The organism is Glaciibacter sp. 2TAF33, from assembly GCF_052114945.1.
GTDB lineage: Bacteria > Actinomycetota > Actinomycetes > Actinomycetales > Microbacteriaceae > Cryobacterium.
The window spans coordinates 179,615-204,479 of sequence record NZ_JBFRFS010000008.1 but is presented as its reverse complement, the minus strand read 5'-3'; the positions used below and the strand labels follow the sequence as shown (position 1 = coordinate 204,479).

The 24,865-nt window shown below is 67.7% G+C and carries 23 protein-coding genes and 2 tRNA genes; 15 read left to right on the top strand and 10 right to left on the bottom strand.

Translation table 11 applies throughout. The features are described 5' to 3' along the window. Window position 1 precedes the first annotated feature (1 nt). The 5 genes from AB4Y94_RS10215 (at window position 2) to AB4Y94_RS10195 (ending at window position 5,461) form a co-directional block, all read left to right on the top strand. Window positions 2-1,006, top strand: coding sequence for an Fpg/Nei family DNA glycosylase (locus AB4Y94_RS10215; RefSeq protein ID WP_441727707.1), 1,005 nt, complete (start codon window positions 2-4; stop codon window positions 1,004-1,006). Window positions 1,007-1,060: 54 nt separating this feature from the next. Beyond that, entirely contained in the window at window positions 1,061-1,708 is a 648-nt protein-coding gene (locus AB4Y94_RS10210; RefSeq protein WP_441727706.1) for an FMN-binding negative transcriptional regulator, read from the top strand. A gap of 10 nt (window positions 1,709-1,718) precedes the next feature. Next, window positions 1,719-3,236, top strand: a complete 1,518-nt coding sequence (locus AB4Y94_RS10205; protein ID WP_441727705.1) for an amidohydrolase — start codon at window positions 1,719-1,721, stop codon at window positions 3,234-3,236. A 106-nt stretch (window positions 3,237-3,342) separates the two neighbouring features. Beyond that, complete coding sequence (locus AB4Y94_RS10200) at window positions 3,343-4,758, top strand: sensor histidine kinase (protein ID WP_441727704.1); 1,416 nt, start codon at window positions 3,343-3,345, stop codon at window positions 4,756-4,758. A 4-nt stretch (window positions 4,759-4,762) separates the two neighbouring features. Further along, complete coding sequence (locus AB4Y94_RS10195) at window positions 4,763-5,461, top strand: response regulator (protein ID WP_441727703.1); 699 nt, start codon at window positions 4,763-4,765, stop codon at window positions 5,459-5,461. 3 nt (window positions 5,462-5,464) lie between these two features. Here AB4Y94_RS10195 and AB4Y94_RS10190 read toward each other — a convergent pair whose 3' ends face one another. Next, the gene (locus AB4Y94_RS10190; RefSeq protein WP_441727702.1) at window positions 5,465-6,163 is read right to left on the bottom strand and encodes a hypothetical protein; all 699 of its coding nucleotides are present in this window, start codon (window positions 6,161-6,163) and stop codon (window positions 5,465-5,467) included. Between the two features lie 114 nt (window positions 6,164-6,277). On the opposite strand from AB4Y94_RS10190, the gene AB4Y94_RS10185 reads away from it, so the two are divergent. The 3 genes from AB4Y94_RS10185 to AB4Y94_RS10175 are packed head-to-tail and all read left to right on the top strand — an operon-like array spanning window position 6,278 to window position 7,683. After that, window positions 6,278-6,625, top strand: coding sequence for an iron chaperone (locus AB4Y94_RS10185; RefSeq protein WP_441727701.1), 348 nt, complete (start codon window positions 6,278-6,280; stop codon window positions 6,623-6,625). Beyond that, window positions 6,622-7,062: a YdeI/OmpD-associated family protein gene (locus tag AB4Y94_RS10180; protein ID WP_441727700.1), complete on the top strand. Its 441-nt coding sequence runs from the start codon at window positions 6,622-6,624 to the stop codon at window positions 7,060-7,062. Before AB4Y94_RS10185 ends, AB4Y94_RS10180 begins: the two co-directional genes overlap by 4 nt. Before the next feature lie 6 nt (window positions 7,063-7,068). Then, window positions 7,069-7,683, top strand: a complete 615-nt coding sequence (locus AB4Y94_RS10175; protein ID WP_441727699.1) for a YdeI/OmpD-associated family protein — start codon at window positions 7,069-7,071, stop codon at window positions 7,681-7,683. 6 nt (window positions 7,684-7,689) lie between these two features. Here the strand turns inward: AB4Y94_RS10175 and AB4Y94_RS10170 are convergent. Further along, window positions 7,690-7,763, bottom strand: a tRNA-Gly gene (locus AB4Y94_RS10170). A 306-nt stretch (window positions 7,764-8,069) separates the two neighbouring features. Here AB4Y94_RS10170 and AB4Y94_RS10165 point away from each other — a divergent pair. Both AB4Y94_RS10165 and tig read left to right on the top strand, forming a co-directional pair. Then, window positions 8,070-8,146, top strand: a tRNA-Pro gene (locus tag AB4Y94_RS10165). A 39-nt stretch (window positions 8,147-8,185) separates the two neighbouring features. Further along, the gene (tig, locus tag AB4Y94_RS10160) at window positions 8,186-9,601 is read left to right on the top strand and encodes a trigger factor (RefSeq protein ID WP_441727698.1); all 1,416 of its coding nucleotides are present in this window, start codon (window positions 8,186-8,188) and stop codon (window positions 9,599-9,601) included. A 507-nt stretch (window positions 9,602-10,108) separates the two neighbouring features. Here the strand turns inward: tig and AB4Y94_RS10155 are convergent. Further along, window positions 10,109-10,471 carry a hypothetical protein gene (locus tag AB4Y94_RS10155; protein ID WP_441727697.1) on the bottom strand — a complete coding sequence of 121 codons (363 nt, stop codon included), beginning with the start codon at window positions 10,469-10,471 and terminating at the stop codon, window positions 10,109-10,111. A 217-nt stretch (window positions 10,472-10,688) separates the two neighbouring features. Here AB4Y94_RS10155 and AB4Y94_RS10150 point away from each other — a divergent pair, with 217 nt between their 5' ends. The 4 genes from AB4Y94_RS10150 to AB4Y94_RS10135 all read left to right on the top strand — a co-directional run bounded on the left by AB4Y94_RS10150 (window position 10,689) and on the right by AB4Y94_RS10135 (window position 14,390). Continuing rightward, window positions 10,689-11,300, top strand: coding sequence for an ATP-dependent Clp protease proteolytic subunit (locus AB4Y94_RS10150; protein WP_441727696.1), 612 nt, complete (start codon window positions 10,689-10,691; stop codon window positions 11,298-11,300). A 16-nt stretch (window positions 11,301-11,316) separates the two neighbouring features. Next, on the top strand, window positions 11,317-11,988 hold the full coding sequence (locus AB4Y94_RS10145; protein ID WP_441727695.1) for an ATP-dependent Clp protease proteolytic subunit: 672 nt from the start codon (window positions 11,317-11,319) through the stop codon (window positions 11,986-11,988). A 130-nt stretch (window positions 11,989-12,118) separates the two neighbouring features. After that, the gene (gene clpX, locus AB4Y94_RS10140) at window positions 12,119-13,399 is read left to right on the top strand and encodes an ATP-dependent Clp protease ATP-binding subunit ClpX (protein WP_441727694.1); all 1,281 of its coding nucleotides are present in this window, start codon (window positions 12,119-12,121) and stop codon (window positions 13,397-13,399) included. A gap of 94 nt (window positions 13,400-13,493) precedes the next feature. Next, window positions 13,494-14,390, top strand: coding sequence for a methyltransferase domain-containing protein (locus AB4Y94_RS10135; RefSeq protein ID WP_441727693.1), 897 nt, complete (start codon window positions 13,494-13,496; stop codon window positions 14,388-14,390). On the opposite strand, the gene AB4Y94_RS10130 is transcribed toward AB4Y94_RS10135, so the two are convergent. From AB4Y94_RS10130 to valS, 3 genes are read right to left on the bottom strand one after another with little or no spacing between them, the layout of a single operon-like run. Next, a complete protein-coding gene (locus AB4Y94_RS10130; RefSeq protein ID WP_441727692.1) occupies window positions 14,387-14,653 on the bottom strand; it encodes a hypothetical protein in 267 nt (88 codons plus the stop codon). The genes AB4Y94_RS10135 and AB4Y94_RS10130 overlap by 4 nt on opposite strands. Window positions 14,654-14,659: 6 nt before the next feature. Further along, a complete protein-coding gene (locus AB4Y94_RS10125) occupies window positions 14,660-15,106 on the bottom strand; it encodes a GNAT family N-acetyltransferase (RefSeq protein WP_441727691.1) in 447 nt (148 codons plus the stop codon). A 9-nt stretch (window positions 15,107-15,115) separates the two neighbouring features. Continuing rightward, the gene (gene valS / locus AB4Y94_RS10120) at window positions 15,116-17,701 is read right to left on the bottom strand and encodes a valine--tRNA ligase (protein ID WP_441727690.1); all 2,586 of its coding nucleotides are present in this window, start codon (window positions 17,699-17,701) and stop codon (window positions 15,116-15,118) included. Window positions 17,702-17,898: 197 nt separating this feature from the next. Here valS and AB4Y94_RS10115 point away from each other — a divergent pair, with 197 nt between their 5' ends. Beyond that, the gene (locus AB4Y94_RS10115; RefSeq protein ID WP_441727689.1) at window positions 17,899-19,434 is read left to right on the top strand and encodes an MDR family MFS transporter; all 1,536 of its coding nucleotides are present in this window, start codon (window positions 17,899-17,901) and stop codon (window positions 19,432-19,434) included. Window positions 19,435-19,459: 25 nt separating this feature from the next. Here AB4Y94_RS10115 and AB4Y94_RS10110 read toward each other — a convergent pair whose 3' ends face one another. From AB4Y94_RS10110 to AB4Y94_RS10095, 4 genes are read right to left on the bottom strand one after another with little or no spacing between them, the layout of a single operon-like run. Next, window positions 19,460-21,247 carry a dipeptide ABC transporter ATP-binding protein gene (locus AB4Y94_RS10110; protein WP_441727688.1) on the bottom strand — a complete coding sequence of 596 codons (1,788 nt, stop codon included), beginning with the start codon at window positions 21,245-21,247 and terminating at the stop codon, window positions 19,460-19,462. Further along, window positions 21,244-22,107: an ABC transporter permease gene (locus tag AB4Y94_RS10105; RefSeq protein ID WP_441727687.1), complete on the bottom strand. Its 864-nt coding sequence runs from the start codon at window positions 22,105-22,107 to the stop codon at window positions 21,244-21,246. The genes AB4Y94_RS10110 and AB4Y94_RS10105 overlap by 4 nt, the downstream gene beginning before the upstream one ends. A 28-nt stretch (window positions 22,108-22,135) precedes the next feature. Continuing rightward, window positions 22,136-23,074, bottom strand: a complete 939-nt coding sequence (locus AB4Y94_RS10100) for an ABC transporter permease (protein WP_441727686.1) — start codon at window positions 23,072-23,074, stop codon at window positions 22,136-22,138. Between the two features lie 40 nt (window positions 23,075-23,114). Continuing rightward, window positions 23,115-24,767, bottom strand: coding sequence for an ABC transporter substrate-binding protein (locus tag AB4Y94_RS10095; protein ID WP_441727685.1), 1,653 nt, complete (start codon window positions 24,765-24,767; stop codon window positions 23,115-23,117). Window positions 24,768-24,865 lie beyond the last annotated feature (98 nt).

Here is a 24,865-nt window from a genome sequence, read left to right as displayed (position 1 = left end):
CATGCCTGAGGGTCACTCCGTCCACCGCATCACCCGGCAGTTCGCCCGCAACTTCGTGGGCAAGCAGGTTGCGGTCAGCTCGCCGCAGGGTCGTTTCGCCGCCGGCGCCGCCCAACTCGACGGACACGTGATGACCGACGCGAAGTCCGTCGGCAAGCAGATGTTCCTCGAGTTCGACAACCACCTCTGGCTCCGCGTTCACCTCGGAATGTACGGGGCGTGGGACTTCGCCGGCGACATCCTGATGGACGCCACGATCGCATCCGCCAACGGCCGGATGGGCCAGACCAACCAGCGCGGCACCACTCTCGACGAGGCATCCCTCGACACGCCTATTTTCGATGCCGCCGGCGAGAACTCGATGCACTCGATCGGCGCCCCGCGGCGCACCCGGCTGCGAATGGCCGAGCAGGAGAAGGAGATCGACCAACTCGATACCTTCCCGCCCCAGCCGGTGGGCCAGGTGCGGCTGCGATTGTTGACGGATGCCGTTTCCGCAGACCTCCGCGGACCGACCGCGTGTGAGGTGCTCGACCCCGCCCAGGTCGATGCGGTGATCGCGAAACTCGGACCCGATCCCATCCTCGACCAGTCACCGGAGGCCGAAGACCGTTTCACCACCACGGTGCTGAAGAAGCCCACCCCGGTCGGCTTGCTGCTGATGGACCAGGGCGTGGTCGCGGGAATCGGCAACGTCTACCGCGCTGAACTGCTGTTCCGGTCGCGGATCAATCCCCACTCACCCGGAAAGTCGCTCGCCGAGGACTCCGTTCGGCATCTCTGGAAGGACTGGGGACACCTGCTGAAGATCGGCGTCGCGACCGGGCAGATGATGACCATGGACGACCTCGACGATGACGCCTACAAGCTGGCGATGGCCAACCGGGCGGACCGACATTGGGTGTACAAGCGGGAGGGCCTGCCGTGCCGGGTCTGCGGCACCCACATCGCATTGGAAGAAATGGGCGCCCGCAAGTTGTACTGGTGCCCGTTCTGCCAGAAGTAGTCACCCACCCGGCCGCCGGTGGCGTGCCCCTGCACAGCTGAGATCGAGGGACGAATGAGACAGAATCCGAGCTTCGTGTTGGGCGAGCTGGCGGAGATCAAACGGCTGGTGCGGGAGAACCCGTGGGTGACGATGGTCAGCCACACGGCAGGCGGCGATCTCGTCGCCTCCCACTATCCGGTGATCCTGGACGAGTCGGCCGAGAGTGCGAGCGATGAGCTGGTCCTGCTCAGCCACGTCGGCCGGCCGGATGAGCAGCTGCACGAACTGGGCCGACACGAACTGCTGGTGATCGTGCAGGGCCCGCACGGCTACATTTCTCCGGGCTGGTACGACGCCAGGCCGGCGGTGCCCACCTGGAACTTCGTCGTCGCGCACCTCTACGGCACCCCGGAGCTGTTGACCGACGAGGAGAACCTCGGCGTGCTCGAGCGGCTCGTCGACCACTTCGAGGACCGGCTGCCGGAGCCGCGCCGGATGAACGGCACCGTGGAGAACGCCGAGTACGCCGCCCGGATCGTCACCGGGACGGTCGGCTTCCGCTTGAAGGTCAACCGATTCGTCGCCAAGAACAAGATGAGCCAGAACAAGCCGGCCGGGACGGTCGAACGAATCCTCACCGAGCTGGAGGGCGACGGCCCGTACGCCAGCCCGACCCTGGCTGCCGAAATGCGTCGCGTGCATGACCGCCTCAACCGGTGAGGCTGGCGGCATGAGCCTGTTTCTGCACAACGCCCGCCTGCCGGGCAGCGACGATCTGCTCGACCTCGAGCTTGGTGCCGGCCGGGTGCGGCGCATCGGCTACATCGACCCCGATGAACGCGCCGGGCGTTCGAGCGGCGCGACGACACTCGACCTCGCAGGGCGCTGGGTGATCCCGGGACTCTGGGACAACCATGTTCACTTCAGCCAGTGGGCACAGACCAGCCGTCGCCTCGACGTCAGCTCCGCGGCATCCGCCGCGGCAGCCGCAACGCTGGTCGGCCACCGGCTCACCGCCGGCGGGTCGGGGGAGTCCCTGGTCGGTTTCGGATTCCGTGACGGCCTGTGGCCGGATGCGCCCGGTCGCGGTGTGCTGGACGCCGTCTCCGGATCGGTACCGGTGGTCCTGGTCAGCGGCGACCTGCACTGCTGCTGGCTGAACTCGGCGGCACTCGCCCGGCACGGGTTCGCCGACCACCCCACCGGGCTGCTGCGCGAGGACGACTGTTTCGCGGTGCAACGCGCCATCGACACCGTGGACGACGCCGTGATGGATGCGTGGGCCGATGAAGCCGCGCACGCCGCGGCAGCGCGCGGTGTGGTGGGGGTCGTCGACCTGGAGATGACCTGGAACCTGGAGCACTGGCAGCGCCGGATGGCGTCAGGAACCGACTCCCTGCGCGTGGAATTCGGGATCTACACCGCCGACCTCTCCCGCGCCGTGGGTGCGGGGTTGCGCACCGGGGACCTGATCCCCGGCACCGGAGGGCTTCTCACCGTCGGGCCGTACAAGGTGATCACCGACGGGTCGCTGAACACCCGCACCGCATACTGCTTCGACGAGTACCCCGGCCTCGAAGGGCAACCCGGCTCGCGCGGAGTGCTGAACGTACCGCCGGAGGCATTGCTCGCGCACCTCCGCACGGCCGTCTCGGCCGGCATCCGGCCGGCGGTGCATGCGATCGGCGACCACGCGAACGCGCTGGCGCTGGACGCATTTGAAGAACTCAACACCGGTGAAGAACGCAGCGCCGGTGAAGAACTCGCGGGGCCTGGCAGTATCGAGCACGCCCAGTTGCTCGCGCCGTCCGACATCCCACGATTCGCCCGCCTCGGCGTGGTGGCCAGCGTTCAGCCGGAGCACGCCATGGATGACCGTGACGTCGCCGATCGTTTCTGGGCCGGCCGCACCGATCGCGCGTTCGTGCTGGCGAGCCTGCTGAACGCGGGGGTGCACCTGGCGCTCGGCTCCGACGCACCGGTCGCTCCGCTGGACCCGTGGGTGACCATGGCCGCCGCGGTCGGGCGCAGCCGGGCCGGTCGGGAGCCGTGGCACCCCGAGCAGGCGATCTCCCGCCAGGCGGCGCTGGCCGCGTCGGCGCGCGGACGACACACCGTTGCCGTGGGCGACGTGGCAGACCTGGCGGTCGTCGAAATCGACCCGTTCACGGCATCCGTTGACGACCTGCGGCGGATGCCGGTGGCCGCCACGCTGATCGCCGGCCGGTTCACCCACAACGCGTTGTAGCGCGGTCAGCGCGCGCGCCCACCTGCACGGTGCGGGGGTTTTCCCCCGCACCGTTTTGGTTGCCTGCCCTCTGCCCCGCCGGGAGCAGCCCGGCCAGAGTGGGGATATGACCACTGAAACTGCCCCGGCATCTGCCACGCTGGACACCATGAGCCACGAACCCGTTACCGCACGCCGAGCCGGCTACGGCTCGCTGTGGGCGAGGGTTCCGCGGGAACTCGGCTTCCTGCTCCTCACCCTGCCGATCGTGGTGGCCGCGATTTCCGTTCTCAGCGCGGTCTTCTTCACCGGCGTCGGCATGATCGCGATCTTCGTGGGCCTGTTCATCATCGTGGTCAGCCTGTACATCGCGCGCGGGTTCGGCATGCTCGAGGTGGTGCGCCTGCGCTGGGCCGGCCAACCGGAGATCCGCCAGCCGCAGTGGGAGCCGAAGGGCGAACCGAACACCGCGCTTCGCGCGATCCTCGGCCCCCTCGTGAACGGCCACTACTGGCTGTACCTGCTCCACGGCATGGTGGTCAACTTCATCCTCGGGGTGGTCAGCTGGGTCGTCACCGTGGTGTGGCTGTCGGTCGGGCTGGGAGGCGTGACGTCCTGGTTCTGGGGCAGGTTCCTGCCCACCGATGAGCAGAACCTCTGGCTGCACCAGGTCATCCTCGACTGGACGTTCCCCGGAAACTCGTTCACCATCGACCCGTACCTGGGGGAGAGCGTGCTCGAGTTCGCGGTCGGCGCGCTGTTCCTGGTGACCCTGCCGTTCATCACCCGGGGGTTCACCGTGCTGCACTACGCGGTGGCTCGGGGGATGCTCAGTGCGTGGCGCTCCGAGGCGCTGCAACGCGAGGTTGCCGACCTCTCCGCGTCACGGGGCGCCGCCGTCGCCGCAGAGGACCAGTCCCTCCGCCGGCTCGAACGCGACATCCACGACGGTCCGCAGCAACGCCTGGTGCGCCTGCAGATGGACCTCGCCAGCGCCGAACGCAAACTCGATTCAGATCCCGGCGCCGCCCGGATGCTCCTGACTGAAGCCCGTGGCCAGGCCCACGACACCCTGGAAGAGCTGCGTGCCCTTTCCCGCGGGCTGGTGCCACCGATCCTGCAAGACCGCGGGCTGGTGACCGGGCTCGAATCCCTGGCCGCCCGCAGCACCGTTCCGGTGCAGCTGGAGATGAACCTCGACCCCGAGCTGCGGCTGCCCTCCGAGATCGAACGAAGTGCCTATTTCGTCGCGTCCGAACTGCTGACGAACGCCGCCAAGCACGCCAGGGCCACCGGCATCCGCTTGCATGCGGCCCTCCGCCGGGTACCGGACGGCGACACCACCTGGCTGGATATCTGGGTCATCGACAACGGCGTTGGCGGCGCGGTCTTCGCCGACGGCCACGGACTGCGCGGCCTGGACGAGCGGCTGCGGGGCCTCCGCGGCATCCTCAGCATCGACAGCCCGGTCGGCGGCCCTACTGCCATCGGCGCGCACATCCCGCTGACCGACACGGCGGAGAGCTCGATCCCCCTATCCTGAGTGGGTGACAGAGGACACCCCCACTCCGCTCAGGCTGGTACTCGCCGAAGATTCGGTGTTGCTGCGCGAGGGGCTGATCCGGCTCTTCGGTGAGGCCGGTTTCGAAACGGCAGCGGCATACGGTGACGCCGACGCGCTGCTGGCCGAGGTGGAACAGGTGCGGCCGGACCTCGCAGTGCTCGACGTGAGGATGCCGCCGACGTTCCGCGACGAGGGAGTGCGGGCGGCGATCGAGCTGCGCCGCCGCATCCCTGGCATGGGGATCCTGCTGCTCAGCCAGTACGTCGAGGGCACGTACGCGCACGAGCTGCTCTCTGCCGGCGGCGCCGGTGGGCGAGGCGCCGGCGGCACTGTGCGGGAGGGCGGGATGGGGTACCTGCTCAAGGACCGGGTCGCCTCACTGGACGAATTCAAGGACGCGATCGACAGGATCAGCGCCGGGGGCACGGTGCTGGACCCGCAGGTGGTGCGGGAACTGCTGGCGCGCCGCACGGACCCGCTCGCGGCCCTCACCCCGCGGGAGCGCGAGGTGCTCGGACTGATGGCCGAGGGCCGCACCAACACCGGCATCGCGAAGGCCCTGGTGATCGGCGTCGGCGCGGTGGAGAAGAACGTGACCGCGATCTTCCAGAAACTGCAGCTGGAGGACTCCGGCACCGACCACCGACGGGTTCTCGCCGTCCTGGCGTTCCTGCAGCACTAGCGGCTAGCGGGGCCGCTTGTGCGGGGCCGGGGAGGGGAACCCGGGTGAGTAGGTGGTCCAGACGCGGCTGAATCGTCGGCCGCCCCTGACCACCGAGACAACCAGGTAGATCGCCCCGGCGACGAGTCCGACCACCAGTGCGATCCAACCCGGAACCGCAAGGGCCGCGGCGATCCCGGCGACGAACAGGCCGGCGAGGGTCGCGTTGACCGTGATGATCAGCACCATGCTGCTGCCGGCAACGTGGTTGGCGCCAGACCGTTCGGCCAGCATGAAGTAGGTGTGCTGGCTTCCGGGCCGGTCGTCGAATCGCGAGCTCATCAGGTACGGCACGATGCCGGGGTCGAGCTCGGCATAGGCGGCGCGCAGCCGGTTCATGGCCAGCACATACGACAAGTCCTCGAATCCGACATTGACCACCCGGATCTGGGTGAGTACGCCCACCAGGAACACGATGGCCACCACGATGATCGCCAGCAGCGGGAACATCCCATCGAAGTGCATGGCTTGGCCGGCCAGCGCGAGGCTGACCAGGCCAGCGGACGTGAGGGTGAGGAAGATGCTGATGCGGGTGAGCACTTCGGCCTGGGTGGTGCTGCGCGACGCCAGCAGGCTCCAGTGCTCGGTCGCGAGCAATTGGGCGCGCACCGACGGGGAAACCGACTCGGGATCGTCGGGTGAGGGGACCGGAGGGTCCGTCATTGTTCAATTGTGCTCCTGGCCGGCGGCCCTGACTAGGGTGCCGGTGGCTCTTTTCGCACTGGTTGCCGGGCCTGTCGGGCATTACACTCGTGCCAAACCCGAGAGGTGGAGGTCATGAACAGAACCCCCGCATCCGTCGACGAATACATCGCAACCTTCCCGGAGGACGTCCAGGCCGTGCTGCAGGAGGTGCGCAGAACAGTGAGCGGCGCCGCCCCTGGCGCTGCGGAGTCGATCAGTTACGGCATGCCGACGGTGTCGATAGGTCAAGCCCGGATCCACTTCGCCGGCTGGAAGCGGCATGTGGCCATCTACGCGATACCGACCATGGAGGGCGAGCTTGAGGGCGACCTGGCCCGGTATCGCGGCGACAAGGGAACCCTGACGTTCCCGCTGGCCGAGCCGGTGCCGTACCCCGTCATCGAGCGCGCCGTGGCCGCGACGTGGGAACAGCGGTCATGACCACGTTCACGACCCGCCTCCGGCTGCTCGGCAACAACTCCGGAATCCCGGTTCCCGACGACGTGGTCGCCGGCTTCAGTGCGGGCAAACGGGTGCCGGTCGTCGTGACGATCGGGGACTACAGCTACCGCAACACCGTTGCGCCGTATCGAGGCGAGTACATGATCTCGCTGAGTGCTGCGCACCGGCAGGCATCCGGCCTCACCGGCGACGAAGAGGTCGAGGTCACACTCGAGGTCGACTCCGCGCCGCGCCAGGCGGAGGTTCCGGCGGACTTCGCCGACGCCCTGGCCGCGGATGGCGCCGCCAAAGCTGCGTTCGACAGGCTCTCCTACAGCGCTCAAAGCCGGTTCACCCTGGACATCATCGGAGCGAAGACCGCGGATACCCGCCAGCGACGGATCGACAAGGCACTCACGACGCTGCGGGGGGAGTAGCCGAGGATGGACCTGCCGGGCGGCGGTGACATCCTGGAATTCAGCGATGCCGCCGAGTGGGAGTCCTGGCTGGCCGACCACCACGAGTCATCGGCCGGCGCCTGGCTGATAATCGCAAAGAAGAACTCCGGCCGGGCTTCGGTCACGATCGGCGAGGCGCTCGATGTGGCGCTGTGTTTCGGCTGGATCGACAGCCAGCGCAAACCACTGGATGCGACCCGCTACCTGCAGAGGTACTCGCGTCGGCGGCCGGGCGGCTCCTGGTCGAGGATCAACGTCGACAGGGTCGATGCGCTGATCGAAGCGGGACGGATGCGTGAGCCGGGCCTTCGCGAAGTCACAGCCGCGCAGGCGGACGGCCGGTGGGCATCCGCCTACGAATCGCAACGGAACGCCACCGTTCCACCCGACCTCGAGGCGGCTCTCGCCGGTAACCAGGAAGCGCAGCGCGCCTTCGGCAGCCTGGGGCGCACCGAACGCTACACGGTGATACTGCGGATCGTGAAGGCGAGAACACCCGAGGTTCGGGCTTCACGCCTCCAGGAGGCGGTGCTCGCACTGGAGGCTGCGGCTGGACATCCGGCCGGTACGGAGGGGATGACGGGAATCGAACCCGCGTGATCAGGTTGGAGGGGCTGACGAGAATCGAACTCGCATCATCTGTTTGGAAGACAGAGGCTTTACCACTAAGCTACAGCCCCGAATCCGACGGGTTTCCGCCGGGATTTCGTATTCAGTTGTTGGCCGATCCGTAAAGCGTTTCGGATCGTGGGGACAGCTCCATCAGTTTGGAAGACCGAGGCTCTACCATAGAGCCACATCCCCGTGTCCGCCGGTTCCCCGGAGGCACTCGAATATCGTAGTACAGGTTTCGGGCCAGCTGCTGCCAGCCAACCTGCATTCCGCGCCGGTCGAGGTGCATTAGACTGACCGAGGTCAATCCGCCTGTCGTGAGTTCGTTCGCGCGCCAAGAGGGTGGCCCCAGCGGGTTGAGCAAGATGGCAATCCGGGGCGTAGCTCAGCTTGGTAGAGCGCTCGGTTTGGGACCGAGAGGTCGCAGGTTCGAATCCTGTCGCCCCGACCATCACCCAGAACATCGTTCCAGATACAGGAGAGTCCCCACGTGAAGTCCACGGTCGAAAAGCTGAGCCCCACGCGCGCCAAGCTCACCATTGCGGTGACACCCGAGGAGCTCAAGCCCAGCATCACCCACGCCTACAGCCACATCGCCGAGGAAATGAACATCCCCGGCTTCCGCAAGGGCAAGGTTCCGCCGCCCATCATCGACCAGCGCGTCGGCAAGTCGGCCGTGCTCGAGCACGCCGTCAACGAGGGACTCGACGGCTTCTACCGTTCGGCCGTTGACGAGTACAAGCTCCGCCCGCTCGGTCGCCCCGAGGCTGACATCGTCGAATGGCCCAGCGACAAGGACTTCTCCGGAGACCTGCTGCTCTCGATCGAGGTTGACGTGCGCCCCGAGATCGAAATCCCCGCCTACGAGGGACTGAAGCTCACCGTCGACGCCGTCGAGGTCAGCGACGAGGAAGTCACCGAGGAACTCGACAACCTGCGCAGCCGCTTCGGCACGCTCATCACCGTCGACCGTCCCGCCAAGACGGGCGACTTCGTGCAGATCGACCTGGTCGCAGCAATCACCGGCGTCGAGGTCGACACCGCCAACGGAATTTCCTACGAGCTCGGTTCCGGCGAACTGATCGAGGGCATCGACGAAGCCCTCGACTCGCTCACCGCCGGTGAGACCACCGTCTTCAACTCCAACCTCCTCGGTGGCGACCACGAGGGCGAGACCGCCGAGATCACCGTGACCGTCCTGGCCGTCAAGGAGCGCGAGCTTCCCACCGCCGACGACGACTTCGCACAGATCTCCAGCGAATTCGACACCATCGACGAGCTGAAGGCCAGCCTGAAGACGCAGGTCGAGCGGTCCAAGACCTTCGGCCAGGGCAGCCAGGCCCGCGACCAGCTGATCGAGAAACTCCTCGAGTCGGTCGAGGTTCCGATTCCGGCCGCGATCATCGAAGACGAGGTGCACCGTCACCTCGAGGGCGAGAACCGCCTCGAAGACGACGTACACCGCGCCGAGGTCACCGAGTCCAGCGAGAAGACGTTCCGCCAGCAGATCCTGCTCGACACCATCGCCGAGGCCGAGAAGGTGCAGGTGAGCCAGGATGAGCTCACCCAGTACCTGATCCAGGGCGCCAGCCAGTACGGCATGGACCCCAGCGAGTTCGTGCAGGCGCTCTCCAGCAACGGACAGATCCCGTCGATGGTCGCCGAGGTCGCCCGCAACAAGGCGCTCGCCATCGTCCTCGGCAAGGCCGAGATCGTCGACTCCAACGGCGCCACGATCGACCTCACCGAGTTCGTTGCCGTCCCCGACGCAGCCGACGGCGAGGCTGCTGAAGCGGATGCCGCTGACGCGTCGGCGACGGACGCTGCCGACGACGCCGCCGCACCGGCCGACGAGGCGCCCGAAGCCGGGGCCAAGCCGAAGAAGAAGGCCGCAGCCAAGAAGTAGCATCACCCGGTTGTCACCAGCCGAAGAAGGGCCGGGCGTCGGAGACGCCCGGCCCTTCTGCGGCCTGGCGCCACGAAAACCGGCCAGAATCGGCATCCGTCGTTCGAAACCGGACAGTTTGCGTGTCTGAGCGGGTTCCGTCCGGTTTCCGGTGCCGCGAATATCCGGCGCGGGCACCTGGGACGAGCGAAAGCGCTGCCGGCGAAAGCCGAGGAGGATGAGCTCCGCGTCACGGCGGGCGTCTTCGTCGCGCGAGAGCTCGTCATCGTGCCGTCGGCCGCCATCGAGCTCGGCGGCCAGCCGAAGCAGGGTATCAAGGCCCGAGTCCGCCTGGCCGTTGATGCGCGCCCGCAGTCGGCGGAGTCGCCGGGGCAGCACACCGAAGACGTCGTCCAGCTGCCGGGACCGCACAAGTCCCGCGTTGAGTGCGCTGTCGATCGAAGCCACCACGTCATCGGGCGACGCCAGTCGTGCGAAATGCGCGAGCGAGTCCCGCAGCGACATGCGCTATTGCCGGTCGGAGGTGTGCGGAAAATGCTCCCGCGGCCGCAGCCGGTGTTCGCCCGGTCCCAAGGGCGGGACCCGGCTCGCGTCCTGCGGAACGGCGACCCAAAGGCCGTCGGGACGCGTGACCCACACCCCATAGCTGGCCGGGGCAGAACCGGCAGCCAGGCGACCGCCGAGAGCCACTGCTCGAGTCGCGCGACCGTCGGCACCGGGATGCGCCACCCGACTCCGCCCTATCGGCCACAACCGGCGGCCGTCGAGCCCTCGCCTCAGGTCACGTTCGGAGTAGCCGAGGTCGTAGAGCTGTGCTCGCCGGGCGAGGTACCCGAATCGTGCCATGTCCTGGCTGAGTATGCGTTGCATCCGACGATTGTGGGTTCGTGCCGCCGTGTCGTGGCAGCAATCACTGCGATCGGGGGACAAACCGAGCCCGTGCGGCCCTGTGGAGGACGCATCCTCTGGCGAATGCCGACGCGCGTGGGTCGGGCGCGCCGCGCAATCTGCCGAGGGCGAACAGAGCAGTTCTGCCGCGTTGGCTCCTATAGATTCAATTCGAACGATAACTGAAACGGAGCGCGACATGGCCGAACAGACACCCACTCCCGGTGTTTTTGACCGACTGCTGAAGGACCGCATCATCTGGCTCGGCTCAGAGGTCCGTGACGACAACTCGAACGAGATCTGCGCGAAGATCCTCCTGCTCGCCGCAGAGGACTCGAAGCGGGACATCTACCTGTACGTGAACTCGCCCGGTGGGTCGATCACCGCCGGCATGGCGATCTACGACACGATGAAATTCGTGCCGAACGACATCGTCACCGTCGGCATCGGCCTGGCCGCCTCGATGGGGCAGTTCCTGCTCTCCTCGGGCACCAAGGGCAAGCGCTACATCACCCCGAACGCGCGAGTGCTGCTGCACCAGCCGTCCGGCGGCTTCGGCGGCACGGCCGCCGACATCCAGACCCAGGCCAAGGTCATCCTCGACATGAAGAAGCGGATGGCTGAACTCACCGCGGAGCAGACCGGCAAGAGCGTCGAACAGATTCTCATCGACAACGACCGCGACAACTGGTTCACCGCCCAGGAAGCCCTTGAGTACGGCTTCGTGGACCACCTGCGCGAGTTCGCCTCCGAAGTGGTCGGCGGTGGCGGCACCGACGAATCCGTAACCGACGCAGTGAACAAGAAGTAGGGACGAGAGCACGAACATGGAATTCAACAATTTCGGCCTCCCGGCCGCGGGCGGCGTCGCTCGCCCCGCCGAAGCCCGTTACATCCTGCCGACGTTCGAAGAGCGAACGGCATACGGCTACAAGCGCCAGGACCCGTACGCCAAGCTGTTCGAGGACCGCATCATCTTCCTCGGCGTGCAGATCGACGACGCATCCGCTGACGACGTCATGGCGCAGCTGCTGGTGCTAGAGAGCCAGGACCCCGACCGTGACATCGTCATGTACATCAACTCCCCGGGTGGTTCGTTCACCGCGATGACGGCGATCTACGACACCATGCAGTACATCCGTCCGCACATCCAGACGGTGTGCCTGGGCCAGGCCGCGTCAGCGGCCGCTGTCCTGCTGGCCGGCGGAACAGAGGGCAAGCGCCTCGCCCTCCCGAACGCCCGCATCCTGATCCACCAGCCGTCGGTCGGCGGCCAGGGCGGCGGGCAGGCTTCGGACATCGAGATCCAGGCCGCCGAGATCCAGCGCATGCGCGTGTGGCTCGAGGAGACGCTCTCCCACCACTCCAACCGCACACCGGAGCAGGTTCACCGGGACATCGACCGCGACAAGATCCTCGGCGCGTCCGAAGCGCTCGAGTACGGCCTGATCGACCAGGTCCTCACGTCGCGCAAGAACGTTCCGGTGCTGGTCAAATAGAGCACCGGGCCGTTCGGCAACGGCGCGCCGCCACCTGCGCGGCGCGCCGTTTCACATTGTGCCGGGCCTGCGAGCATCTGTCACTCTCACAGGCTAGGCTCAATAAGACACCGATGGAGGAGGCTGACCGATGGCCCGAATAGGCGAAAGCGCCGACCTGCTCAAGTGCTCCTTCTGCGGGAAGAGCCAAAAGCAGGTGCAGCAGCTCATTGCCGGCCCCGGTGTGTACATCTGCGACGAATGCGTCGAACTGTGCAACGAGATCATCGAGGAGCGACTCGCCGAAGCCGGCGAAGTCGAAGGTTCCGGGGATTTCGACCTCCCGAAGCCGAAGGAGATCTTCGGTTTCCTCGAGGAATACGTCATCGGGCAGGAAGCCGCCAAGCGCGCCCTGGCCGTTGCCGTCTACAACCACTACAAGCGGGTTCGCGCCCGCGGGACGCTCCGCGACGCCGACGCGATGCACGACGACGTGGAGATCGCGAAGTCGAACATCCTGCTGATCGGCCCGACCGGCTGCGGCAAGACCTACCTCGCGCAGACGCTCGCCAAGCGCCTCAACGTTCCCTTCGCGGTAGCGGATGCGACGGCACTCACCGAGGCCGGGTACGTCGGTGAGGATGTCGAGAACATTCTCCTGAAGTTGATCCAGGCTGCCGACTACGACGTCAAGCGGGCCGAAACCGGAATCATCTACATCGACGAGATCGACAAGATCGCCCGCAAGGCCGAGAACCCGTCGATCACCAGGGACGTCTCCGGTGAAGGCGTGCAGCAGGCGCTGCTCAAGATCCTCGAGGGCACGGTCGCCTCGGTCCCGCCGCAGGGCGGCCGCAAGCATCCGCACCAGGAATTCATCCAGATCGACACCACGAACGTGCTGTTCATCGTCGCCGGCGCCTTCGCCGGGCTGGAGGAGATCATCTCCCAGCGGGCCGGTAAGAAGGGCATCGGCTTCGGTGCACCCCTTCACAGCAAGGGCGACGACGTCAACCTGTTCGGTGAGGTGCTGCCGGAAGACCTGCACAAATTCGGGCTGATCCCCGAATTCATCGGCCGTCTCCCGGTCGTCACCACCGTCACCCAGCTCGACCAGGTGGCGCTGATGCAGATCCTCACGGTCCCCAAGAACGCCCTGGTGCGACAGTACCAGCGGATGTTCGAGCTCGACGGCGTCGAACTCGACTTTGACCGGGCGGCCCTGGAGGCGATCGCCGACCTTGCGGTGCTCCGCAAGACCGGCGCCAGGGGTCTCCGCGCCATCATGGAAGAAGTGCTCGGACCGATCATGTTCGAAGTGCCCTCGAGCACCGAGGTCGCCCGGGTGGTCGTCACCCGCGAGGCCGTGCTCGACAACGCCGCGCCGACGATCGTCCCCCACAAGGCGCGTCGCGAGGAGAAGTCGGCCTAACCCCTCGCCGAACCCGCAGTAGTTGGGTTTATGAGGCGCGGATAACCCCAACAAGTGCGGGTTCGCGGGGGTGGGGCGGTCGTAGGCTCTGAGCATGAATCCTGTTTCTGACTTCGGAGAGTCCCCGGAGGGCCCGGAGGTGGCGCCACGCGAGGCGTACACCCACGGTCATCACGAGAGCGTGCTGCGCTCACACACCTGGCGCACGGTGGAGAACTCGTCGGCGTATCTCGTGCCGCACCTGCGCCCGGGGCTCAGCCTGCTCGACGTGGGATGCGGCCCGGGAACGATCACCGTCGACCTGGCCAGACGCCTGGCGCCGGGGCAGGTCGTGGGGATCGACGCATCCGCTGAGATCATCGAGCAGGCCACCGGCCTCGCGTTCGACGAGGGAGTGCACAACGCCGTCTTCCAGGTCGGCGACCTCTACACCCTGGACTATCCGGACCACTCATTCGACGTCGTGCACGCCCACCAGGTGCTCCAGCATGTCGCCAACCCCGTCGCCGCGATGCGGGAGGTGCGCCGCGTGCTGAAGCCCGGCGGGGTGTTCGCCGCCCGCGACGTGGACTATGGGGGAGTGACCTGGTATCCGCGGTCGCCGGGCCTGGAAGCATGGATGACCGTGTACCGCGACGTGCACTACTGGAACGGGGGAGACCCCGACGCCGGTCGCGCCTTGAAAGCCTGGGCTCGCCTGGCCGGGTTCACCGACATCGTCTCCAGCGCCTCGATCTGGTGCTTCGCCTCCGACGCCGAACGGGAGTGGTGGGGCGAATCCTGGGCGGTGCGGGCCCTGGAGTCGAGCTTCGCCGCGCACGCCATCGAGGCCGGCGTGGCCGACCTGGCCGATCTGCGGGCGATCGCCGCGGCGTGGCGCGCCTGGGCCAAGAACCCCGACGGCTGGTTCGGCATGCCGCACGGCGAGATCATCGCGCGGGTCTCGGCAGGCTCGAGCACCGCGACAGGCTCGACTACCGACCGGACTTAGATCCAGTCGTCCTCGTCGTCGATGACGACGGAGGGCTGCGTGATGGTGGCGCTGTCTTCGCCCGCGTTGTAGCGGATGACGGTGCCGTCGTCGAGTTCGATGACCGGCTTGCCCTCCAGCCAGGTCAGTGTCCAGCGCCAGGCACCGGTGTCTTCGCCGACGGCGTCGAGTTCCTCCTCGACGGCGTGCACCGCAACCTGCACCACGTGGGGCAGATTCGGCGGCAGCTCACCGCCGATGGGCCAGCGTGTTCCGAGCTGCATCGGGACCTAGACTTCGATCTCGTAGGTGACCCACTCGGTGCGGGTGCCAATCTCGTCGTACAGGTGCTGCGCCGTCTCGTTGTCCGCGGCGGTGACAAGCTGGATCTGCTTCAGCTTGTGCTGTTTGGCGTAGTCCTTGACGAAATCGATCAGGGCGCGACCGGCACCGGTGCTCCGGGAGTCCGGCGCGACGAACAGGTCGTCCAGGAACAAGCCGCGGTCGCCGCTGAGCGTGCGGGGGAACTCGCGGTACAGCGCGAACCCGATCATCTCGCCGTCGTCGTTCAACGCGACTGCGCCGTCGAGGTCGTGGTTCTTGTCGATGATCCAGCTCCACACCTGCAGCGCCTTCTCATCGGTGAGGTCGCTCTCGTAGAACTCGCTGTAACCCTCCCAGAGCCCCAGCCAGGCGAAGAAGTCCTTGTCACCAAGTGGTCGTACCTGTACAGTCATGCGTTTCTCCTAACTCTCAGGAACCGTGTCGAGCACGATGCCAGTAACCTTCAGTTCGTCTCCGTCGACAAACTCAAGTTCGCTGATGCGGCCAACTGCTTTCAGGTCGGAGGCGGCCTGCGCGAGCAGGGTCACCTCGTCCGTCGTTCCGCTAATTACAGCAGATGTGACGGCCGACTTCTGGGATGCTTTGGCATCGGTCTTCGCGCGCCGGATCCCGGTGAGGGCGCGGCTGGCCAACTCGAGCAGCAGTGGGTCGCCCGGGCGGGCCGCCGCGAGGTCCCCGGGAACCGGCCACGCCGCACGGTGCACCGAGCCATCGTTCGACCAGGACCAGGCTTCCTCGGTCGCGAACGGAACAAAGGGCGCGAACAATCGCAGGAGGGTGGCCAGGGCCAGCTTCAGGGCGGCCACAGCGGATGCCTGCTCGGGACCGGCTTCTCCATAGGCGCGTTCCTTGACCAGTTCTAGGTAGTCGTCGCAGAACGTCCAGAAGAAGCTCTCGGTCAGTTCAAGCGCCCGGGCGTGGTCGTAGTTCTCGAAGGCGCTGGTGGCCTGGTCGACAACGGATGCGAGGCGCGCCAGCATGCTGGCGTCGACGGGCACCGTCACCGCGGCATCCGCTTCACCCGCGAAGCCGAGGATGAACTTCGAGGCGTTCAGGATCTTGATCGCCAGGCGCCGGCCGATCTTGATCTGGGTCGGGTTCTGGGGGTCGAATGCCGCATCGGTGCCGAGGCGCGACGAGGCAGCCCAGTAGCGCACCGCATCAGAGCCGTGCTGCTCGAGCATGTCGGCAGGGGTGACCACATTGCCCTTGGACTTCGACATCTTCTTACGGTCGGGGTCGACGATGAAGCCGGACAGGGCGGCGTGCTGCCACGGTGACACGCCGTGCTCAAGCTCGGAGCGGAGCAGGGTGGAGAACAGCCAGGTGCGGATGATGTCCTGCCCCTGCGGACGCAGCGAGTACGGGTACACCAGGTCGAACAGTGCGGGATCCCGCTCCCAGCCGCCGGCCAGCTGCGGGGTGAGGGAGGAGGTGGCCCAGGTGTCCATCACATCGACTTCTCCGATGAAGCCGAGTGCCTGGCCGCGCTGGTCCTCGGTGTAGCCGGGTGCGGCATCCGATGACGGGTCGACCGGAAGGATCTCGCGGGTGGCGACGATCGGCTGGTCGAACACCGCGTTCCCCTCCGAGTCGAGCGGGTACCAGACCGGCAACGGCACGCCGAAGAAGCGCTGGCGGGAGACCAGCCAGTCGCCGGTGAGGCCGTTGACCCAGTTCTCGTACCGCACCTTCATGAACTCCGGGTGCCACTGCAGGTCGGCTCCGTGCTCCAGCAGCCGGCCGCGCAGTTTCTCGTCGCGGGCGCCGTTGCGGATGTACCACTGCCGGGTGGAGACGATCTCGAGCGGCTTGTCGCCCTTCTCGAAGAACTTCACCGGGTGCACGATCTGTTTCGGCTCGCCGATGAGGTCGCCGCTGGCGGCGAGCAGCTGGGCCACGGCCTGCTTGGCGGAGAACACGGTCTTGCCCGCCAGCTGGGCGTACGCCTCGATCCCGGACTCCGAGGTGATGACGTCGGGAGCCTCGGCGATGATGCGGCCGTCCTTGCCGATGATGGTGCGGTTCGGCAGGTCGAGCTCCCGCCACCACACCACGTCGGTCACATCGCCGAAGGTGCAGATCATCGCGATGCCGCTGCCCTTGTCCTTCTGGGCGAGGTGGTGGGCGAGAATCGGCACCTCGACGTCGAACAGCGGGGTGCGCACCGTGGTTCCGAAGAGGCCCTGGTAGCGTTCGTCGTCCGGATGCGCCACCAGCGCGACGCAGGCCGGCAACAGCTCGGGGCGGGTCGTCTCAATCTCGATCGTTTCGCCGTCCGGCCGGTGGAACGAGACGCGGTGGTAGGCGGCGGGCTGCTCCTTGTCCTCGAGCTCGGCCTGCGCCACCGCGGTGCGGAACGTGATGTCCCAGAGCGTCGGAGCCATCGCCTGGTAGGCCTCGCCGCGCTCGATGTTGCCGAGGAAGGCGAGCTGCGACGTGAACAGGGCCTCAGGGCCGATGGTGCGGTAGGTCTGGGTCCAGTCGACGCTGAGGCCCAGGGTGCGCCAGAGGGCCTCGAACTGCTTCTCGTCTTCGTGGGTGAGACGTTCGCACAGCTCAATGAAGTTGCGTCGGCTGACCGGCTTCTGGTCGGCTGCCTTGATGCTCTTGCCTTCGCCGCCCTGGTGCGGCGGTTCGAAGTCGGCGACATAGGCCAGCGACGGGTCGCAGCGCACGCCGTAGTAGTTCTGCACGCGACGTTCGGTGGGCAGGCCGTTGTCGTCCCAGCCCATCGGGTAGAACACCTTCCGTCCACGCATCCGCTGGAACCGGGCGACGACGTCGGTGTGGGTGTATGAGAAGACGTGGCCGATGTGGAGCGAACCGGACGCCGTCGGCGGCGGAGTGTCGATCGAGTAGATTTCGTCGCGGGTCGCTGACTCGCGGTCGAACCGATAGGTCTCCTGGCCGTCCCAGACGGTCTCCCATTTGGCTTCCAGCCCTTCGAGGGCGGGCTTGTCTGGGACTCGATCTGGGGCAGGCATGACTCTCCGGTTCGTATGTGCGGCACCGTGTCGGTGGTGAGGTGCCTCAAGTATTCCGGAGTCCAACTTACCGGTTGACGCTGGGTGCTGGTGAGAGCGGCCGGATGGGCCGGTTCGCCCGACCGGGAATACAAAGGCGGGCGAGCTGGTTTCCTGACCTGCTGACGTTTCGCATTACCCACCGGCAGGAGCCCACTGTGACCGAAATCTCGAGTGCCGCGGACCACCAGGGCGTGGTCGACCACGGTCCCCGCAACCGCCGTGTCATCTGGCTGCTGCTGGCCGCCGCCTTCGTGGTCATCCTCAACGAGACCATCATGAGCGTCGCCCTCCGCGAGTTGATGATCGACCTTCGGATCGATGCCAGGGCCGCGCAGTGGCTGACCACGGCGTTCATGCTGACGATGGCGGTGGTGATCCCGATCACCGGGTTCCTGCTGCAGCGGTTCAACACCCGGCCCGTCTTCATCGCGGCGATGTCCCTGTTCTCCGCCGGAACCCTGATCGCCGCACTGGCCCCGGGTTTCGAGGTGCTGCTGGTGGCCCGGGTGGTGCAGGCATCCGGTACCGCCATCATGATGCCGCTCCTGATGACCACCCTTATGACGCTGGTGCCTGCTGCTGAACGTGGGAAGACGATGGGCAACGTGTCCATCGTCATCTCGGTGGCGCCGGCCATCGGCCCGACGATCTCGGGGCTGATCCTGAATACGCTGTCCTGGCGCTGGATGTTCTGGCTTGTCCTGCCGATCGCACTCGTGATGCTGCTGGTCGGCATCCGTCGGGTGCAGAACGTCACAGAGCCCCGACGGGTTCCGATCGACGTACTCTCCGTCGTGCTGAGCGCGTTCGGGTTCGGCGGCCTGATCTACGGCCTCACCCAGATCGGGGCGAGCGTGGAGCCCGGTACGGATGCCGCCCTCGCGCAGGCGCCGATGTGGATCGCACTCGGGGTGGGCACGATTGCACTCACCGCGTTCGTTGTGAGGCAGCTGCTCCTCCAGCGCACGGACCGTGCGCTGCTGGACCTCCGCACCTTCCGGAGTCCCGTGTTCACGGTTTCGATCGCCATGATGGCCGTGATGATGGTCGCGCTGTTCGGCACCATCATCCTGCTTCCGATCTACATGCAGCAGGTGCTGGGGCTGGAGCCGGTGCAGATCGGATTGCTGCTCCTGCCCGGCGGCCTGTTGATGGGGCTGCTCGCACCAGTCGTCGGACGGCTCTACGACAGGTTCGGCGCGGCGGTGCTGCTGGTGCCCGGGTCGATCATCGTGAGCGCGGTGTTGTGGATGCTGACCATGGTCACCGAGAACACGTCGCCGTTCATGCTGCTCGGCGCGCACCTCACCCTCAGCGCCGGCCTCGCCCTGGTGTTCACGCCCCTGTTCACCTCTGCCCTCGGCGCCGTGCGCCCGCACCTTTACTCCCACGGGAGCGCGATCCTCGGCACGGTCCAGCAGGTGGCCGGGGCGGCGGGCACCGCCCTGTTCATCACGATCATGTCCACCCGGGCGGCCGTCCTCGCGGCCGGAGGGGCGGCTGCCGCACCCGCGGTGGCCGGCGGGGTGCGCGCGGCGTTCCTGGCCGGTGCGATCGTCTCGCTGCTGGCGGTCGGCGCGGCGTTCTTCGTGCGCAAGCCGGTGGAACACCCCGATGACGTGCGCGCCCGCGTGGGTGACACCGCCGAGGGCGCACCGGTGGTCGACACGGACTCAATCGCGGCCCGCTAACTAGCGCTGCGTCACCGCGCAGCACTCAGACCAGCCGCGGAACGGCCCCGAGCAACTGGCGGGTGTACTGATGGTCCGGCGCGGCGAAGATCGCGCTCGTGTCGCCCTGCTCGACGATACGGCCGCCTTGCATCACGGCGACCCGGTCGCTCACGTGCTGGATCACGCCGAGGTCATGCGAGATGAACAGCAGGCTGAGCGCGAGCTCCCGCTGCAGCTCGTCGAGCAGGTCGAGCACCTGGGCCTGGATCGTGACGTCCAGCGCCGACACCGGCTCGTCGCAGACGAGCACCTGCGGGGTCGACGCCAGCGCCCGCGCGATGCCCACCCGCTGCCGCTGCCCGCCCGACAACGACAACGGCCGCCGGGTGAGCAGCGAAGCGGAAAGCCCCACCCAGTCGAGCAGCTGCCTGGCGCGTGCGTCGGCAGCGGATGCCGCGGCCCGGTTCCCGGCGCGGCGGCCGCCACCCGCCGCGTCGCGCAGCACGTCGCCCACCGTGAGGCGTGGGTCGAAGGAGCTGAGCGCATCCTGGTAGATCGCGCCGATGTGCGGACGCAGTCGCCGGCGTTCCGGCTCCGCCACCGCACTGAATGCCTCGCCCAGAACCCGCACCTCGCCGCCGTCCGGAACGGCCAGGCCGAGCGCGAGGCGCGCGATGGTGGTCTTGCCAGAACCTGATTCGCCGACCAGCCCGAGTGTGGTGCCGCGCTCGAGCTGGAACGACACGTCGTCCACGGCGAGCACAGGGGACCCTCCCGGTCGCGTGAAGGCCTTGGTGAGGCCGCTCGCCTCGAGCACGACCCCTCGGTGCGGCAGATGCGGCAGACGCGGCTGTTCTGCGCGCACCGATATGGAAAGCGGAGGGAACAGAGGGTCGGGCACCGGCGCGTGCAGCGAGGTTGACCCCGGCGCGTTCGCGGGCGCGGTGCTGGCCGGCTCGGCCGGCGTGAGCCGCGTGCCGCGCGGCCGGTCCACCGGCACGGCGGTGAGCATCCGCTGGGTGACCGGGTGAATCGCCGCGCTGAGCACCTGTGCGCCCGGCCCCCGCTCGATGATCACGCCGTCGCTCATCACCGCGATGTGGTCTGCGATCCTCGCCACGACAGCCAGGTCGTGGCTGACCAGCAGAATCCCCGTCCCGCGCTGCTTCAGGCTTTCCAGCAAATCCAGGATCTGAGCCTGCACCGTCACATCCAGCGCCGTCGTCGGTTCGTCGGCGACCAGCAGCGGCGGGTCAAGCGCGATCGCCGCTGCGATCAGGGCGCGTTGGCGCTGCCCGCCGGAGAGCTCTCCGGAGCGCCGGCGCATCCGCTGCCCGATCTCGTCGTCCGTACCCGGCAGCCCGACCGAGCGCAGCAGGCCGGCCACCTCCTCCCGGCGCGCCGGCGCGTTCATCCGGGTGTGCAGCCGGAGCGAGTCGGCGATCTCCCGGCCGATCGGCCGGAGCGGGTCGAGCGAGACGAGGGCGTCCTGCAGGACCAGCCCCACGTCGCGGCCGCGGCGGGGGCGCCAGGCCGGGTCGGCGAGCCCTCGTCCCGACGAATCGAGCATGGATGCACCGTTGATGGCGAGTTCATCGGCCTGCAACCAGGATCTTCCACCGACCAGGCCGAGCAGGCTCCGCGCCGTCACGCTCTTGCCCGAGCCTGACTCACCGACGATCGCCAGGCACTCGCCGGGCCGCACCTCGAATGACACCCCGTCGATGACCGGGTCCACGCCCGGGCGCGGCCCGAAACCCACGCGCAGGTTCCGCACCACCGCGACCGGCGCAGGGTCCGGGCCGAGAGCGGATGCCGTTGCCCCGGTCATGCGTGGTTCTTCCGTCGTTCGATGCTGCGGCCGAGGGCAGTGGCGGTGACCGCGGTGAGCACGATGAAGAGGCCGGGGAAGAAGCTCATCCACCAGCCGGTGGTGATGTAGGTGCGCCCGGCCGCGAGCATGGCACCCCACTCGGCGGCCGGCGGCTGCGCGCCGAGGCCCAGGTAGCTGAGCGCGGCGGCCCAGACGATGGCCTGGCCGACGCCGAGCGTGCCGAGGACGAACAACGGTGCGAGGGTGTTGGGGAGGATGTGCCGGCTGAGGACCTGCCAGCGGGTGCGGCCGAGGACGGTTGCGGCTTCGACGAAGGCCGAGCGGCGCACCGAGACCAGTTGGGCGCGGATGATGCGGGCGTAGCCGGGCGCCGTGGACAGACCGACCGCGACCGTGGCGGTCGCGACTCCAGGGCCGAAGATCAGGATGAACACCAGCGCCAGCAGCAGCCCGGGGAACGCGAACAGCACCTCGAGTAGTCGGTTCACCCCGAAGTCGACGACCGGGCCGAGCATGCCGGCCATGGTGCCGAGCAGAATACCGAGGCCCAGGCCGATGGTGGTGGCGAGGACGCCGATCAGGAGCGAGGAGCCGGTGCCGTGGATGACCCGGGTGAAGATGTCGCGCCCGGATTCGTCGGTTCCGAACCAGTGCGCACCCGACGGACCCTGGAATGCCGACAGCGGGTCGATGCCGAGCGGGTCCGCCGGCGCCACCAGCCCCGGGATCAGGGCGGACACCACCAGGAACACGGCGACCGCGGCGGCGAGCACTTCGACGACGCCCGGTCGCCTGCCGCGGGGCGGCCCGGGCAGGGATCGTCGGCCGAAGGCCGCCTGGACCTCGAGCTCACTCATGCGCTGCCTCACTCATGCGCTGCCTCGCTCATGCGCTGCGCAGCCTCGGGTCGATGCTGCGGCTGGCGAGGTCGGTGGCGAGGGTCACCAGGATGTAGGCCACGGCGACGATCAGCACCACACCGATGACGACCGGCACGTCCCGCACGGTGACCGCGTTCAACAGGGTGCGGCCGAGCCCTGGCCGGGCGAAGATGGTCTCGACCACCACCGCGCCGCTGATCAGCGAGCCGAATGCCCACCCGGAGAGGCTGACCGCCGGGAGAGCCGCGTGCCGGAGCACGTGGATCCACCGCACCCCGCGTTCACTCTCGCCGCGAGCCCGCGCCGAGAGGACGAAGGGGGATTCGAGCGCGGTAAGAAGCGACTCGCGCATCACCTGGCCGAGGAAACCAGCCAGCGGGATGGCGAGGGTGATCACCGGCAGCACCAGCCCCGCCACGCCGGGAGTGCTGATCGGGGGCAGGACGCCGAGCCAGCTGCTGAACAGCACGATCAGGGCCGTGGCCAGCCAGAAGTGCGGCAGCGCCGCCGCGACGATCTCCAGGCCCGAGCCGATCATCCAGCCGACGCGACCGGCGCGGGTCGACCAGGTGGCCAGTGCCAGCGCAAGCAGCCACGCCACCACAAGCGCGAGGACGGCCAGGGTGAGGGTGCCCCCGAGCTGGGCCAGGACCAGCGGTGCGACGTCCATGTTGAGGGCGTATGACCGGCCGAGGTCACCGGTGGCGAGCCGGCCGAGCTGCTGCAGGTACTGGATGAACAGTGGCTGGTCGAGCCCGTACTCCGCTCGCACCGCGGCCAGGGCCCCGGCCGAGGCCTGGGACCCGGGCCCGCCGAGAATGGCCTGGGCGGGGTCTCCGGGTATCAGCCGCACAGCGAAGAAGGTGAGCGTTGCAACCGCCCAGAGCACGAAGACAGCGCCCGCCACCTTGATCGCCACCATCCTGGCGACGCGTCCCCTCATCAGCTGTCCTTCACTCGCGCGGTGACCCCGCCGGGTCCTGTCAGCTCACCCAGGCGTCGTAGAACGAGGGCGTCGACACGGTCGGCAGCGCGCGCAACCCGTGCACCGACGAGCCCAGCAGGTAGTGGTTCTGCTGGTCGTAGAGCGGCAGGATGTAGAACCCCTCGAGCAGCGTGTCCTGTGCCTTCCGGTACAGCGCGGCGCGCTGGTCGGCCGACGACGTCTCGGCAGCCTCCGTCAGCAGTGCGTCGAGCTGCGGCAGGTGGACCTGCGCGAGGTTCGCGAAGTAGCCGCTCGGCGCCGGTGTGATTCCGTCGGAGTGGTACAGGATGCGCAGCACGTCGGGGCCGACCTTGGTGTACGGCGCGCTCACCGCGTCGTACTGGTTTTTGGCGAGGGCCGTGTACCAGCTGGAGAGGTCCATGGGTGCCAGCTTCACGTCGAAGCCGGTTTTCTTCGCGGTGGCCTGGATCTGCTCGAACAGCGACTGTTCGGCGGGGATCGACTGGTTGGTGCTCACGGGGAACTCGACGCTCAGGCGCACGCCGTCCCTCACGCGGTAGCCCGCGGCGTCGCGCGCGGTCCAGCCCGCTTCGTCGAGCAGCGCATCGGCGGCCTTCGGGTCATAGTCGAACAGGTCCGGCCGCGAGTCGCCGAGCGATTCGACACTGGAGAGTGCCGAGTACGACCGGTGGGTGGTGCCGAAGAAGAGGCTGTTCACCGCGTCGTCCACATTTGCGGAGCGGATGAACGCTTCGCGAACCAACTCGTCGTTGAATGGCGCCTTACCGGAGTTCAGCTCGATGCGGTTCGACGCCCCGGGGCGGGGCGCGTCGAGGTGCTGGATGGAGTCGCTCTTCCCCGCCTGCACGATGGTGTCGGGCTGGGCATTGTCGATCACATCGACCTCGCCGGATTGGAGCGCTGCGTATCGGGAGGCTGACTCCGGGATGAACTTCCAGATGATGCTCTTCAGGTACGCCGCGCCGGTGTGGGCCGAGTCGGCCGGGCCCGCGGTGTACGCGTCGTTCCTCTTCAGGGTGACCGAGTCCTGCTTGACCCAGCTGGCGACGGTGAAAGGGCCCGTGCCGACAGGGGAGGCGCAATTCTCGTCCTGGCTGCGTTTGAGTGCCGCGGGTGACTCCATCGCCACCCAGGGCTGTGAGAGCGATTCCAGCAGGGCGCTGTCGGGAACCGACAGGGTGAGGCGCACCTCATGCGACCCGACGGCCTCGGTGCTGGTGACTTTTCGCAGCGCCAGGTACCCGGTCGACGACGCGGTCGCCGGGTCCTGGATGTGCGCGACGTTCGCCTGCACCGCCGCCGCGTCGAACGGGGTGCCGTCGGTGAACTTCACGTCGTCGCGAAGGGTGAAGTCCCACGACAGGCCATCGGCGGACTGGGTCCACGAGCGCGCGAGCCAGGGAATGATGGCGCCGGCCTTGTCGCGGGAGACCAGCGGCTCCAGGAACTGGCTGCTGATCAACGCCTGCGGATAGTTGCCGCCGACGTGTGGGTCGAGGCAGGTGGGCTCGGCATCGCCGGAAGCGTAGGTCAAGGTGCCGTCTTTGACCGGCTTGTCGCCCGTGCTGGAAGGGCTGCTGGGTGTGCAACCGCTGAGGAGGAGCGCCGCCGTGCCGAGGCCGGCCAGGATCACTGCACCGCGCCGCCGGGATGAACTACTGGTGTGCATCAGATCTCTCTCCCATCCGGCACGCAGAAGCCGGGTGTGCAATTCTTGGACTGAGCCCATAAACGAGTGGGCCGTTCCATCGTAGAGCTTCAGGAGGG

Coding starts and splice junctions, on each gene's coding strand:
- AB4Y94_RS10175 (WP_441727699.1), top strand. CDS start 7,069: ATGGACCTGCCGGGCGGCGGTGACATCCTGGAATTCAGCGATGCCGCC.
- AB4Y94_RS10210 (WP_441727706.1), top strand. CDS start 1,061: ATGAGACAGAATCCGAGCTTCGTGTTGGGCGAGCTGGCGGAGATCAAA.
- AB4Y94_RS10205 (WP_441727705.1), top strand. CDS start 1,719: ATGAGCCTGTTTCTGCACAACGCCCGCCTGCCGGGCAGCGACGATCTG.
- clpX (WP_441727694.1), top strand. CDS start 12,119: ATGGCCCGAATAGGCGAAAGCGCCGACCTGCTCAAGTGCTCCTTCTGC.
- AB4Y94_RS10155 (WP_441727697.1), bottom strand. CDS start 10,471: ATGCAACGCATACTCAGCCAGGACATGGCACGATTCGGGTACCTCGCC.
- AB4Y94_RS10215 (WP_441727707.1), top strand. CDS start 2: ATGCCTGAGGGTCACTCCGTCCACCGCATCACCCGGCAGTTCGCCCGC.
- valS (WP_441727690.1), bottom strand. CDS start 17,701: ATGCCTGCCCCAGATCGAGTCCCAGACAAGCCCGCCCTCGAAGGGCTG.
- AB4Y94_RS10190 (WP_441727702.1), bottom strand. CDS start 6,163: ATGACGGACCCTCCGGTCCCCTCACCCGACGATCCCGAGTCGGTTTCC.
- AB4Y94_RS10200 (WP_441727704.1), top strand. CDS start 3,343: ATGACCACTGAAACTGCCCCGGCATCTGCCACGCTGGACACCATGAGC.
- AB4Y94_RS10185 (WP_441727701.1), top strand. CDS start 6,278: ATGAACAGAACCCCCGCATCCGTCGACGAATACATCGCAACCTTCCCG.
- AB4Y94_RS10135 (WP_441727693.1), top strand. CDS start 13,494: ATGAATCCTGTTTCTGACTTCGGAGAGTCCCCGGAGGGCCCGGAGGTG.
- AB4Y94_RS10110 (WP_441727688.1), bottom strand. CDS start 21,247: ATGACCGGGGCAACGGCATCCGCTCTCGGCCCGGACCCTGCGCCGGTC.
- AB4Y94_RS10130 (WP_441727692.1), bottom strand. CDS start 14,653: ATGCAGCTCGGAACACGCTGGCCCATCGGCGGTGAGCTGCCGCCGAAT.
- AB4Y94_RS10100 (WP_441727686.1), bottom strand. CDS start 23,074: ATGAGGGGACGCGTCGCCAGGATGGTGGCGATCAAGGTGGCGGGCGCT.
- AB4Y94_RS10095 (WP_441727685.1), bottom strand. CDS start 24,767: ATGCACACCAGTAGTTCATCCCGGCGGCGCGGTGCAGTGATCCTGGCC.
- AB4Y94_RS10125 (WP_441727691.1), bottom strand. CDS start 15,106: ATGACTGTACAGGTACGACCACTTGGTGACAAGGACTTCTTCGCCTGG.
- AB4Y94_RS10105 (WP_441727687.1), bottom strand. CDS start 22,107: ATGAGTGAGCTCGAGGTCCAGGCGGCCTTCGGCCGACGATCCCTGCCC.
- AB4Y94_RS10145 (WP_441727695.1), top strand. CDS start 11,317: ATGGAATTCAACAATTTCGGCCTCCCGGCCGCGGGCGGCGTCGCTCGC.
- AB4Y94_RS10180 (WP_441727700.1), top strand. CDS start 6,622: ATGACCACGTTCACGACCCGCCTCCGGCTGCTCGGCAACAACTCCGGA.
- AB4Y94_RS10150 (WP_441727696.1), top strand. CDS start 10,689: ATGGCCGAACAGACACCCACTCCCGGTGTTTTTGACCGACTGCTGAAG.